This is a genomic window from Alteromonas sp. 38 (assembly GCF_902506055.1).
GTDB classification, from domain to species: Bacteria; Pseudomonadota; Gammaproteobacteria; order Enterobacterales; family Alteromonadaceae; genus Alteromonas; species Alteromonas lipotrueae.
This window is the reverse complement of the sequence record NZ_LR733300.1, coordinates 1-13,672: the sequence shown is the minus strand read 5'-3', so window position 1 is coordinate 13,672 and position 13,672 is coordinate 1. Positions and strand designations below refer to the sequence as shown.

Genomic DNA, 13,672 nt, shown 5'->3' with positions numbered 1-13,672 from the left:
TAATATTCACGCTCTTCAAAGCATCATGAAATTAACGACAACTTATGACAAAAACAGACCCTTTGTATCGCGTGCAGTTCGTCAGTAATGGGGAGCGCTACGATGTGTACGTCAAATCACTTTCTCAAAGTGGCTTATTTGGATTTGTAGAAATAGGTGAATTTGTGTGGGATACCCATACCGGCATAGTGGTAGATCCCAGCCATGAAAAGCTCAAATCAGAGTTCTCAGACGTTACCAGTACTTACATTCCTATGCATAACATCCTTAGAATTGATGCGGTCAGTAAAAAAGGTACGGCCAAAATTACTAAATTAGATAATAAGTCTGATAAAGTGATGCCTTTCCCTAGCCCAATTTATACACCTAACAAAGAGTAACCCGCCGAGATAATCCGGCTTAAGGTTACCGGAGGCTCTAATGTATCGTTATTTGTTACTTTTTACGCTGGCTATGAATAGCTTTTCTTCTATGGCGAATGCCAATGAGGATAAACCTTTTTATGCTCTGTTAGACGAAATTTGGCAGTATGAGCTAAGTGTTTCTCCGCTTCTCGCGTCGAGACAAGGTGATAGTTCGCAAAATAACAAGCTACCCGATATTTCACCAGAAGGGTTGGCAACGCAAGATCAACAATGGCAAGCGTATCGTAAAGCGTTAAAGGCGTATTCTAAGGAAAACCTATCTGATGAAGCGTTTATTTCCCTACTTATGCAGCAATATCGGCTAGAGAACTATATTAGCCAATATCACTTCCGCGCTTATCTTATCCCCATAAACTCCGAATACGGTTTTCATGGTGCCATGGCATCATTGCCAAATTTATCCACGTTTAAAACTGTGGAGGATTACCAAGCATATATATCTCGTTTGCATGCACTTAAACCCTACTTTGAACAGCAAATTGTCTATATGCGTCAAGGCCTAGAAGAAGGTTATACTCAACCTAAGGTTGTTTTAGAAGGCTTTGAAAACGCTGTAGCCGCCTATATTGTGGATGATGCAACTAAGAGCGGCTTCTACAAGCCATTTCTCCAGTTTTCCAAACACATTGATACTTCACAACAAGCAGCGTTGAAGCAACAAGGCCAAAAAGCTATCGCCACCAGCGTAATGCCAGCTTACCAAGCATTTTATGACTTTATGGTTGATGAGTATATTCCTGGCGCCCGAGCCGCCATTGCTGCTAACGAGTGGCCTGATGGCAAAGCTTATTACGCTAATCGCGCTAAGCATTACACTACAACAGATATAAGCCCCGAAGACATTCACACCCTTGGCTTAAAAGAAGTGAAGCGCATTCGCGCTGAAATGCAAAGCGTAGTAGATAGCCTTAATTTCGATGGCAGTATTGATGAATTCATTACCTTTTTGCGTGAAGACCCACAATTTTATGCCACCAGCGCAGAAGAGCTGCTTAAAGAAGCCTCTTTTATTGCAAAAAAAATGGATGCAAAATTACCTTCGCTATTTGAATACTTGCCTCGCACACCTTATGGTGTAGCGTCGGTTCCCGATAGTATCGCCCCTAAGTACACCACGGGTCGTTATATTCATCCAAGTCGTGACGATCAGCCTGGTTACTATTGGGTAAATACTTATGCACTAGATAAGCGCCCGCTTTATGCCCTTCCAGCACTTACATTGCACGAAGCTGTGCCTGGCCATCATTTACAAATATCTTTAGCTGCGGAATTAGAAAATTTACCCATGGTTCGTCGTAACACTTATATTTCGGCCTTTGGTGAAGGTTGGGGTTTGTATTCTGAATTCTTAGGAATTGAAGCGGGAATCTATGAAGACCCCTATGATAATTTCGGCCGCTTAAGCTATGAAATGTGGCGCGCGTGTCGTCTTGTAGTAGATACCGGCATGCACACCATGGGATGGAGCCGAGATAGAGCCATTGATTTTATGATGTCCAATACGGCTTTGTCAGAGCACAATGTGAATACTGAGATTGACCGATATATATCATGGCCTGCTCAAGCCCTATCCTATAAAATTGGTGAAATTAAGATAAAAGCGCTGCGTGAAAGAGCTGAGGTTGCACTAGGCCAGCATTTCAACGTACGTAAATTTCACCGAGCAGTATTGGAAAATGGCTCTGTACCTTTATTCATATTAGAGCAAAAAATTAATCAATTCATAGAAGAACAAAAGGCGGCAATGTAATGATATTTGCATTTGGGATCATAGGGCTGCTTGTCCTGTTTTTGATTTATCTAGCGCTTCGTGTGCAAACACTACAACGAGAACTTACGCTTACACGCTCATCAGCAAAACAAAATGGCAATAAAGTTAATCATGCCTATAGAAACTTAGTGCTAGTGACAGATGCGTTAGAAAAAGCGTATGCAGCTCGCATTGAAAGTGCTTACAAAAGTCGCTTGATAAGTCAGCAACAACATACTGCTCTTATGCCGCTTATGCATAACTTCTCAAGTATCGTAATGGCTTGCTGTGAAAAAGGCGCTACGCTAGAAGAAGCATTAGACTCTGCATTAAGCAGCACCGATGTATCGCAAAGCGATGTACGAGACGTGATTAAAGAAATGCCTGGCCCCATTCGTATGGCATGGTCTAAAAATAGCGCTGATGGCTTTATCGCGGCCTGCCAATTAATTACTAGTTCGGTTGGCGGTAACACTAAAAAAAGCCCTGCCAGTAGCGATTCCAGCACAGCATAAAAATTTGAGTAACTTTTTCAGATAGTTAGATGTCTTCTCAGATTTAACTATTCGCCTCATCTTGAAAAGACAAGCCTCTACACTATAATACTGTACATACATACAGCATTATAGTGTTATGAATATTCCTACATCACCCATTAATGAAACTCGTTCTAAAGCGGCGCTTTTTGATAAGCACCCTCATATATGGCGAGCCCGAGAGAAGCCTGTAAGCGAAAACAAATTTTTGCTGGGTGCTCGTGTTTTAGATGAAGCCCTGCACGGTGGTATCGCTACTTCCGGAGTAGTAAGAATTGCGTCATTAACCGGTATTGGGGAAATCACACTTTTTAAACAGGTTTTGACTACGCATCGGGCGCACAAACTGCGTGTATTTATAAAACCTCCAGCTCAGCTCCAAGCGCCTTGGTTAAGCAACTTAGGCGTAGACCTAGAACAAGTCATCGTTGTGCTTCCAAAAACAGACCAAGAAGCCTTGTGGGCAGCAGAGCAATGCTTAAAAAGTGCTGCTTGTCACTGTGTATTGCTTTGGAATAATACCATGGAAGCAAAAGCAGCTCGGCGTTTGCAAGTGGCTGCATCGCATAACGATACACTTTGCTTACTGTTTACCTCCCCTCATCACCAAGGGGCTTCTTTTCCTATTACTCTCGACTTAACTCTGCATATTCGTGATGCGAAATTGGTTGTTAACATCATTAAACAACGTCATGGATGGCCCGTTTCCGATATAGTCATCCCTCATTCATGGACCCCTAACAACCACGCTATTCAAGCAGCCATGCAAAATAATAAGAAAACCGAGCCAGCATTACACTCGGTGATTTAATCATGCTATGGGCTTATTTTTACTGTTATCAGTTAACCCTTGATGCCTATAAAAAAGATGGTGGCTTTACCGACTGTGAAACTCCCGCTGTGGTTTATCACGAACAAGGCAATCAAGTAGTACAAGCTAATTCGCAGGCTATTAAAGAAGGTGTTGAATGCGGCCAAGGGCTTGCACAAGCCGCTGCGCTCTGCCCTCACGTACACATTCTAGCGTTTAATCGTGAAGCCGAGAAAGAGACGCTTCTATATCTTGCACATCGGATATACCCACTCGCATCAGATATTGTAATTGACTCTCACAACGCCATTGCTATTCGATTAGACAATTTACTGCAGTATTACGGTGGCCTTGACGCTTTATGGCATGTACTTATAAACGAACTACATTCTGCGGGTATTCATTTTTACTTCTCGACAGCATGGGGGGTGGAGGCAGCTCGTCTTCTCGCTCACAATAAAACAAACAGTTATACCGATAATAAAGAAAGCATAACATTGCTATTGTCACGGTGTAAGCTAGAGCAAACCTCGCTTGATTCAAAAACCATTGCCACACTTGCCAAGGTAGGAGTTAGGCAGGTAGGTCAACTACTTAAGCTTCCTATTCATGAACTTGGACAGCGCTTCTCAAACGATACGATTCGCTATTTAACCGCCCTGCGGGGGGAAACCTTTCCCAAATACGTTTTATTCAGGCCTTCGATAAGTTTTCAGCAAACGAAAACGCTATCGTTTGAAGTGGAAAACACTCAACACTTATTACCGAGTATTAAAACCCTGCTAGTTACGTTAGAGCACTACTTACGCGCACGAAATTTACTCACCTCATCTATTCTTTTTCAGGTGCACTTTAGAGAAGAAGAGCCCTTATCAATAGAGGTTAATGGGGCTATGCCTTTTGCAACACAAAAGGACTGGTTGGCGCTGGTTGAACTTAAAGTTGAGACTCTTCTGCTGCCAGAACCCGCCGTTGCTATATCCCTAACCTGCCAGCAATTCGAGCCCATTGAAAATGATGGAAACGATTTATTTTCCCATCGATTTACCACCGTGGCACAAAAGCAACTTATTGGAAAATTAAAAGCCAAATTAGGCGATGACAGTACGCTTCATCCTAAGGCGGGAAACAGCCATGCGTTTGAAGGCATGACAGTAAATCAAGTAGAGGAAACTACACCTGCTTATACCGCTGATATGGCTCCTGCGTTCTTGTTTCTACACCCTAAGCCCTTAAACCTAGCGACACGTATTTGCTTTGGCCCTATACGACTTCAGACACAGTGGTGGAGTGGTACTGCCAGCAAAAAAGATTATTTTATAGCCGAAACTAGTCACGGTGTGCGCTTGTTAGTCTTTAAAGATGCTAAAGCCTGTTGGTGGACACAAGGCGTATACAGCTAATGTATAGCGAGCTTTTTTGTCAAAGCCACTACAGCTTTTTAACAGGAGCATCTTCTCCTGCACAGTTAGTGACTACCGCCTCTTTTCTTGGATACGAAGCGTTAGCGATTACCGATGAATGTTCTGTAGCGGGCGTGGTGCGAGCTTATGCTGAAATAGAACAGCAAAAACTCCCTATTAAGCTCATTATCGGCAGCTATTTTCGCTTCGATGATGCATTGTCTTTTGTATTACTCTGCCCCAATAAAGCGGCATATACCGAACTTTGCCGCATAGTTACTAATGCCAGAAGGCGCAGCCAAAAAGGTGAGTATCAACTTGCAGAATGGGATTTGCGGACGATACGTCACTGCACGCTTATTTGGATACCCAGTACGCAGGAAGAAAAAGATAATTACTGGGCGACTTGGCTAACCAGCCTACCCAATATCAAAACATACATAGGTGCTCAACGTTTACTTGATGGTTATGACCATCGCCGATTTGCGACTTACACACAACTACAGGAAAAATTTGAGTTTCCTATTCTTGCTTGTACTGGCGTGCTTATGCACCATACGGATAACCTTCCACTTCAACATGTTCTTCATGCCACCCAAGCGCATACGCAAGTAAGTAAATTGGGGCGAGCAGCACTAAGCAATGCTGAGCGTAGCTTGCGTACCGTTTCAAAATTAAAAAAGCTTTTCCCTGAAAAGTGGATTTTCAATGCTATTGATGTCGCGAGAGACTGCCTTTTTTCGTTAGCAGAACTACGCTATCAATATCCTTCTGAACTTATACCCAAAGGTGCATCGCCCACTTCATATTTAAGAGAGCGCGTAGAAGCAGGGATAAAGGTGCGTTTCCCAGATGGCCTGACCGATGCGCTTAGGGCGCTTATTGAAAAAGAGCTCTCACTTATTCGTGAACAAGAGTACGAGTACTTTTTTCTTACCATTTACGATATTGTTCAATTCGCCAAAGCGCGCAAAATCCTCTATCAAGGTAGAGGGTCGGCAGCTAACTCTATTGTGTGTTATTGCTTAGAAATTACCGCCGTTGATCCACGCCAAATCAATGTGCTTTTTGAACGCTTTATCTCTAAAGAACGAAACGAACCACCTGACATCGACGTAGATTTCGAGCACCAACGTCGTGAAGAAGTTATCCAATATATCTATGAAAAATATGGCAGGGAAAGAACCGCCATTGCTTCTACAGTTATCAGTTATCGCTTCAAATCAGCGTTTAAAGATGCAGGTAAAGCCTTGGGCTTCAGTGAGTCGCAATTAAGCTTTGTGATGAAGCAAATTAATCGCCGCGACAGTGTCATTCCTTGGCAGTCTCAGCTTGCGAATTTAGGCCTCGACCCGGAAAATGAAAGGGTAAAACATTTAATTAGTATCACCGAGCAACTTCTCGGTACTCCTCGACATCTTTCTCAGCACGTTGGTGGTTTCGTTATTAGTTCAGGACCACTGTATGAGTTGGTACCTGTTGAGAACGCAGCGATGCCAGAGCGTACAATTATCCAATGGGACAAAGATGATATTGAGACCCTAGGGCTACTTAAAGTTGATGTATTGGCTTTAGGTATGCTCAGCGCCATTCGCCGTACCTTTGACTTACTTAATATGCAATTTCCTATCGGTGTAGATATTCCTTTCATTACCAAATTAGGCGATGACAAGCAGGTTTACGATATGATTTGCCAAGCAGATACCGTCGGCGTTTTTCAAATTGAATCCCGTGCACAGATGTCGATGCTTCCTCGTTTAAAGCCTCGCCGTTATTACGACTTGGTGGTGCAAATAGCTATTGTTAGGCCAGGGCCTATACAGGGGGATATGGTTCACCCTTATCTTCTAAGACGGCATGGGAAAGAAGCCATAACCTACCCTTCAGAAGAAGTAAAAGAAGTGCTATCGCGCACCATGGGCGTTCCAATTTTTCAGGAACAAGTGATAAAACTCGCCATGGTAGCGGCTGGTTTTAGTGGCGGTGAAGCAGATCAATTACGTCGTGCAATGGCTAGCTGGAAAAAAGACGGTCGAATTTTTGAGTTTAAAGAAAAGCTAATAAAAGGCATGGTATCGAGAGGCTACGAAGCCTCTTTTTCAAATAATCTATTCGAACAAATTAAAGGCTTTGCTGGCTATGGTTTTCCAGAGTCCCACTCAGCATCGTTCGCCGTGTTAGCTTACGTATCATGCTGGTTAAAATATTATTTCCCTGTTGAGTTTTATGTCGCCTTATTAAACAGCTGGCCAATGGGTTTCTATACGCCATCTCAGCTGGTACTAGATGCAAAGCGCCATCATGTTGCGGTTCATGCGCCTTGTGTGAATGCATCAAACTACGAACACTTAATTGTTGAATACAAAGGCGAGAAACAGATACAACTTGGGCTAACGCTTGTAAAAGGCTTAAGTGAAAAGAGTGCTAACCTCATTGTGAGCCACAAGCCGGCTACAGGTTATAAAAATATAGAGGCCGTGCGAACGCTCGCAATACGTTCTGATGAATTAGAGGCTCTTGCTAGTGCTGATGCATTTAGAGCTATTGCAGGTAATCGCTATCAAACTCGCTGGCGGTTAATGGATAAACAAGCCGATTTACCGCTTTTTGAAAATACTAATAACGCGGACACTTTTAAAACTGCTCCAAGCGTAGCTGAAACCTTAATTGAAGATTATGCTTCTATTGGACTTTCGGTTAACGACCACCCTGTGGCACTTTTACATAGAGAACGAAAGTTAAGTTTTATTACCCCAGCTAAATCTTTGCTGCAAAAAAACCATAAATCAATTGTAAAAGTACTCGGATGCGTAACTGGTCGACAAGCGCCAAGCAGTGCCGCTGGGGTTACATTTCTAACATTAGAAGACCATACCGGAAATATTAACGTCATAGTATGGCAGGCCACCTCTCGCGCCCAGCATAAGACCTTTTTAAAGGCTAAACTTATGCAAGTTGATGGTATTATTGAACGCTCTAAAGAAGGAGTTATTCATATTATTGCGGGAAAGTTAATAGACCGAACACCATGGCTTGAGGATATCAGTATGCCATCCAGAGACTTTCATTAAGTCCAATTGCGTACATACGCGTTTTGCAGTCTTAGGTATTTTAGTATCAAAATTAGTAGGAGTATGGCATGAAACACGGGGTGTTTTGCCTTTTACTGATATGGATTAGTACAGCGGTAACTGCTGAAAAATTTATTGTAGGCTCACAAAACATTGAGTATTACCCACATTACGATTTTGCTTCACCTATTGATAAGGGAGTAGGCTGGGCAATACTCGAAGCCTTTTCAGAAGCATCTGGTCACGAATTTTCGTACCTAACAATGCCTATTCGTCGTCTTCAAATGGAAATGCTTAAAGGTCATGTGGATTTTGTATATCCCGATAACCCTGGCTGGTATAACGAGGTCACTAAAACCAAAGAAAAATATTTCTCGGTTGCACTTACCCGTGCCGTTACCGGTACTTTTGTAAAACCGAAAAATGTAAATAAAGGTATCAATTCCATTAAGAGAATTGCTATGCCTCTTGGCTTTACACCAGTGAATTGGCAAACGAGGTTAGATCAAAACCTCATTAGGATAGTTTCCATATCTGATACTTTTGCAGGCTTGTCGTTACTACAGCTAGAGCGTGTAGACGCCATAGACTTCGAATACCACGTGGGTAATTACTATTCTAGTCAATCGCCGCAAATCGGCCCTTTCGTATTAGATATTACTCTACCCCATAACGAGATCCCTTTTATGCTTTCTGCTTTAAGACACCAGGACGTCATTGAGGAGCTAAACAGTTTTATAAATAATAACCCAACGCTTATTGATTCGATTAGGGCACGCTATGGCATGACTTCATTAGAAGCACTGACACAACAAATACAAACTGAATTTAGTATAGAAGATAAAGACATTTGGCAGCCTCAATAGCCGTTTATACGCTACTATTAACTTTTGTGTTTAGTAATAGTATTCATTCAAAAAGGTAATATCAGTGGGCTACATAAAACGGACTTTCTACTGCCTTCTCTTTTTTTTCGGCGGTAACTTAGCGCAAGCAGAACAGTATATTATTGGTGCTCAAAATATTGAGTACTTTCCTCACTATGATTTCACATCTAAAGTTGATAAAGGTGTGGGATGGGCAATCTTACAAGCATTTTCCGATGCGTCAGGACATGAGTTCGTATATTTAGACATGCCGGTTCGAAGGTTACAAATTGAATTAAATAAAGGGAATGTAGATTTCATTTACCCTGATAACCCACGCTGGAATAGCGGAGATACTACCGCTGCCGAAAAAACCTTTTCGAAACCTATTGCTCATACATTATCTGGAACACTTGTTAGATCAGCAGATCTTGGAAAGGGGATAAATTTTGTTAAGAAATTAGGGATTCCGCAAGGGTTTACGCCAGTTAAATGGCAAAGCAGAATAGATGACAAACTTGTATCTTTAGTTCCCATTGAAGAAACTTATAACGCACTTTCACTACTTCAACATGAAGAAGTGGATGCTGTAGATCTTGAATATCACGTTGGAAAGTATTTTACGCAAAGTTACCCCCAACTAGGCCCGTTCTCCATTGATGTTACCCTTCCCTTTATTGATGTCCCTTTTCTACTATCTACTTTACGTCACCCCGAAATTATAAAAGAGCTAAACCTATTCTTAATGAATAACCCTAACTTAGTATCTGACATTTATGAAAAGTACGATATTAGTTTACCTAAAGCGCTTATAGAGAGGTTTCGAATAGAGCAAGGCATTGGAAAAGACGATTTATGGAAGCCTCTGTAATAATTACTTATTCCAAGGATAATAGAAAAATAGCTAAAAAGGTATAATCACTCTAAATTACCTCAAAGCCATGAAAGTTATCACTTTTTATTTCTGGTAATGATTTTGCTTTTCTCCTTATATATTAAAGGAGAAAACATGCTTAAAAACATTTTCAAAGTAACTACTTTTGCATTTTTATTACTACCCTGCATGCTTCAGGCTAAACAAACAGTCAGTGTCGACTTAATGAAAGGTTTTGACGACATAGACGGTATTCGGTTGGCTTATAGACCACTAGAACATAATTTCAGTTCTCAATGGTTCGGAGATATCAAATTATATTTGGAACTAAGCGCCTACCATTGGGAGTATGGCGAAGATAATAACCACAGTACTAGTTACGCACTATCAATCACGCCAATTTTTATGAAACAAATCAGTACGGTATATAATTACCCGTTATATGTCGAAGCAGGCATAGGCGCTAGTTTCATAAATGATGAGAAAGTAGCCGGTAAGGACATTGGTTCAAATTATCAATTTGAAGATAGAGTAGGTTTATTGCTCGAACTCGATAATAGCCAGCAAGTAGCACTTCGCTATATGCATTTTTCAAACGGCGGGTTTAACAGTGACAACCCTGGTTTGGACTTCATCAACCTTTCATACGCTTACCGCTTTTAATTACACGCTCTTATAATTCTTTGTGCACTGACATAGCACTCAAATTAACTCGGTAGTGATCTGTAGGCGTATTTAAATCGAGCTTAGATATCATGGGAAGCAATTGAAAGATAACCTGCATCTGTAGCTATCTACCGTCTATTATATAATTCTTCAGATATCGATTCACAGTTCTTGCCGCTAATACGTTTCACTTCTGAGTTCGGTTACTTATACAGTATCGGGGTGCAGAATCATGATTCTTTTTTGGAATGAGCACGCGAGGAGGCTCTTCAGTACGCTCAGTTTTTTCTACGGCGTACCTGCTAATTTCACTTTCAATAAGGCATAAAAAAAGGGCTATCCGTTAGGATAGCCCTTTCTTCGAATGGGAGCTTGGCAGTGTGCTACTCTCACATGGGGAAACCCCACACTACCATCGCCGCTAATACGTTTCACTTCTGAGTTCGGAATGGGATCAGGTGGTACCGTATCGCTATGGCTGCCAAGCATAAACTTTTGCAAACGTTTGTTTGCGTAATACCGACTTATTTAGTCCATATTACTTTAATAATTAACAATTTAGGAATTCTGATATTCACGTAATCAATCTTTGAGCACTGAGTACTACTACTCTCGTTGCTTTTCAAATAAAGATTGATAACAAGCAATTCAAGTCAAGTAGAGTAGTAAGTACGTCTTTCGACTTCTCAATTACTCAAATTTTGATTGATTTACTAATTAAATATCAGCTTTCCAAATTGTTAAAGAACGTTGGAGATTTCATGCTAAATGCATTACTTTCTTCCTTAGAGTAAAAAACCCTAATCAATGCCTACTCAATCGAGTAAAAATTCATTAGGATTTCTGGTCCAACATGACACAAAATAAGCTTTCTATGCTAGTTCATAACTACCGCTAACTTTAGCGAGTAGAAAAACCGTCAGGAAGCTCCGCTGCCGGTTAAGCGGATTTTTCACGACCACTTGCAAAGCAAGTGAAGGTAAATGGTAGGCTTGGGCAGACTTGAACTGCCGACCTCACCCTTATCAGGGGTGCGCTCTAACCAGCTGAGCTACAAGCCTATTTTACAACAGGTCGGCATTGTGACCTCACCGCTCTTATTCGAGGGCAGGGCTGCAACCAGTAAACTACAAGCAAAGTGGTGGAGCTAAGCAGGATCGAACTGCTGACCTCCTGCGTGCAAGGCAGGCGCTCTCCCAGCTGAGCTATAGCCCCATTTTCTGTATAACTACAAAAAACTTCGTGTCGTTCTTCATTTAATAACAAAACAATCTGTGTAGGCACTACACTAACAATGTCACCATCGACATTTTGGTAAGGAGGTGATCCAACCCCAGGTTCCCCTAGGGTTACCTTGTTACGACTTCACCCCAGTCATGAAACACAAAGTGGTAATCGTTCTCCCGAAGGTTAAACTAACTACTTCTTTTGCATCCCACTCCCATGGTGTGACGGGCGGTGTGTACAAGGCCCGGGAACGTATTCACCGCAGTATTCTGACCTGCGATTACTAGCGATTCCGACTTCATGGAGTCGAGTTGCNTCCTGCGTGCAAGGCAGGCGCTCTCCCAGCTGAGCTATAGCCCCATTTTCTGTATAACTACAAAAAACTTCGTGTCGTTCTTCATTTAATAACAAAACAATCTGTGTAGGCACTACACTAACAATGTCACCATCGACATTTTGGTAAGGAGGTGATCCAACCCCAGGTTCCCCTAGGGTTACCTTGTTACGACTTCACCCCAGTCATGAAACACAAAGTGGTAATCGCACTAACTACTTCTTTTGCATCCCACTCCCATGGTGTGACGGGCGGTGTGTACAAGGCCCGGGAACGTATTCACCGCAGTATTCTGACCTGCGATTACTAGCGATTCCGACTTCATGGAGTCGAGTTGCAGACTCCAATCCGGACTACGACATACTTTAAGGGGTCCGCTCCACATCACTGTCTCGCATCCCTCTGTATATGCCATTGTAGCACGTGTGTAGCCCTACACGTAAGGGCCATGATGACTTGACGTCGTCCCCACCTTCCTCCGGTTTGTCACCGGCAGTCTCCTTAGAGTGCCCAACTAAATGCTGGCAACTAAGGACAAGGGTTGCGCTCGTTGCGGGACTTAACCCAACATCTCACGACACGAGCTGACGACAGCCATGCAGCACCTGTGTTTGAGTTCCCGAAGGCACGAAACCATCTCTGGTAACTTCTCAACATGTCAAGTGTAGGTAAGGTTCTTCGCGTTGCATCGAATTAAACCACATGCTCCACCGCTTGTGCGGGCCCCCGTCAATTCATTTGAGTTTTAACCTTGCGGCCGTACTCCCCAGGCGGTCTACTTATCGCGTTAGCTTCGCTACTCACGGCTTAAAGCCACAAACAGCTAGTAGACAGCGTTTACGGTGTGGACTACCAGGGTATCTAATCCTGTTCGCTACCCACACTTTCGCACATGAGCGTCAGTCTTTGGCCAGGGAGTCGCCTTCGCCACTGATGTTCCTCCAGATATCTACGCATTTCACCGCTACACCTGGAATTCCACTCCCCTCTCCAAGACTCTAGTCTGCCAGTTCTAAATGACCGTCCCAGGTTGAGCCCGGGGCTTTCACATCTAGCTTAACAAACCGCCTGCGTGCGCTTTACGCCCAGTAATTCCGATTAACGCTCGCACCCTCCGTATTACCGCGGCTGCTGGCACGGAGTTAGCCGGTGCTTCTTCTGTTGTTAACGTCACGGCTAGCAGGTATTAACTACTAACTTTTCCTCACAACTGAAAGTGCTTTACAACCCGAAGGCCTTCTTCACACACGCGGCATGGCTGCATCAGGGTTTCCCCCATTGTGCAATATTCCCCACTGCTGCCTCCCGTAGGAGTCTGGGCCGTGTCTCAGTCCCAGTGTGGCTGATCTTCCTCTCAGAACAGCTAGAGATCGTTGCCTTGGTGAGCCTTTACCTCACCAACTAGCTAATCTCACTTGGGCCTCTCTTTGCGCCGGAGCCTAAGCCCCGTTTGGTCCGAAGACATTATGCGGTATTAGCAGTCGTTTCCAACTGTTATCCCCCTCGCAAAGGCAAGTTCCCAAGCATTACTCACCCGTCCGCCACTCGACATCATCTAGCAAGCTAGACATGTTTCCGTTCGACTTGCATGTGTTAGGCCTGCCGCCAGCGTTCAATCTGAGCCATGATCAAACTCTTCAATTAAATATATCGAATATGAATCGTCGTTGTGTGACACTCTTAATGAGTGCCCACACAGATTGTCTTGT

9 protein-coding genes, 2 tRNA genes and 2 rRNA genes are annotated in these 13,672 nt (G+C 43.0%); 9 read left to right on the top strand and 4 right to left on the bottom strand.

The window, feature by feature from the left end; genetic code table 11:
- Positions 1-44 precede the first annotated feature (44 nt).
- The 9 genes from FLAVO9R_RS00065 to FLAVO9R_RS00025 all read left to right on the top strand — a co-directional run bounded on the left by FLAVO9R_RS00065 (position 45) and on the right by FLAVO9R_RS00025 (position 10,399).
- Positions 45-380, top strand: coding sequence for a DUF1820 family protein (locus FLAVO9R_RS00065; RefSeq protein ID WP_159527890.1), 336 nt, complete (start codon positions 45-47; stop codon positions 378-380).
- A 40-nt stretch (positions 381-420) separates the two neighbouring features.
- Positions 421-2,175, top strand: coding sequence for a DUF885 domain-containing protein (locus FLAVO9R_RS00060; protein ID WP_159527889.1), 1,755 nt, complete (start codon positions 421-423; stop codon positions 2,173-2,175).
- Positions 2,175-2,690, top strand: coding sequence for a hypothetical protein (locus tag FLAVO9R_RS00055; protein ID WP_159527888.1), 516 nt, complete (start codon positions 2,175-2,177; stop codon positions 2,688-2,690). The genes FLAVO9R_RS00060 and FLAVO9R_RS00055 overlap by 1 nt, the downstream gene beginning before the upstream one ends.
- Positions 2,691-2,808: 118 nt before the next feature.
- Complete coding sequence (gene imuA, locus FLAVO9R_RS00050) at positions 2,809-3,522, top strand: translesion DNA synthesis-associated protein ImuA (RefSeq protein ID WP_159527887.1); 714 nt, start codon at positions 2,809-2,811, stop codon at positions 3,520-3,522.
- Positions 3,523-3,524: 2 nt separating this feature from the next.
- Entirely contained in the window at positions 3,525-4,925 is a 1,401-nt protein-coding gene (locus tag FLAVO9R_RS00045; protein WP_159527886.1) for a Y-family DNA polymerase, read from the top strand.
- Positions 4,925-7,996 (top strand): error-prone DNA polymerase, encoded by a 3,072-nt coding sequence (locus FLAVO9R_RS00040; RefSeq protein ID WP_159527885.1) that lies wholly within the window; start codon positions 4,925-4,927, stop codon positions 7,994-7,996. The genes FLAVO9R_RS00045 and FLAVO9R_RS00040 overlap by 1 nt, the downstream gene beginning before the upstream one ends.
- Before the next feature lie 68 nt (positions 7,997-8,064).
- Complete coding sequence (locus tag FLAVO9R_RS00035; RefSeq protein ID WP_159527884.1) at positions 8,065-8,862, top strand: hypothetical protein; 798 nt, start codon at positions 8,065-8,067, stop codon at positions 8,860-8,862.
- 64 nt (positions 8,863-8,926) lie between these two features.
- Positions 8,927-9,733: a hypothetical protein gene (locus tag FLAVO9R_RS00030; RefSeq protein WP_159527883.1), complete on the top strand. Its 807-nt coding sequence runs from the start codon at positions 8,927-8,929 to the stop codon at positions 9,731-9,733.
- 138 nt (positions 9,734-9,871) lie between these two features.
- A complete protein-coding gene (locus FLAVO9R_RS00025; RefSeq protein WP_159527882.1) occupies positions 9,872-10,399 on the top strand; it encodes an acyloxyacyl hydrolase in 528 nt (175 codons plus the stop codon).
- A gap of 373 nt (positions 10,400-10,772) precedes the next feature.
- On the opposite strand, the gene rrf is transcribed toward FLAVO9R_RS00025, so the two are convergent.
- The 4 genes from rrf to FLAVO9R_RS00005 all read right to left on the bottom strand — a co-directional run bounded on the left by rrf (position 10,773) and on the right by FLAVO9R_RS00005 (position 13,607).
- Positions 10,773-10,888 (bottom strand): 5S ribosomal RNA (gene rrf, locus FLAVO9R_RS00020).
- 498 nt (positions 10,889-11,386) lie between these two features.
- Positions 11,387-11,463: transfer RNA gene (locus FLAVO9R_RS00015), tRNA-Ile, on the bottom strand.
- Positions 11,464-11,541: 78 nt separating this feature from the next.
- A tRNA-Ala gene (locus FLAVO9R_RS00010) sits at positions 11,542-11,617 on the bottom strand.
- Positions 11,618-12,089: 472 nt separating this feature from the next.
- Positions 12,090-13,607, bottom strand: a 16S ribosomal RNA gene (locus FLAVO9R_RS00005).
- Between the last annotated feature and the right edge of the window lie 65 nt (positions 13,608-13,672).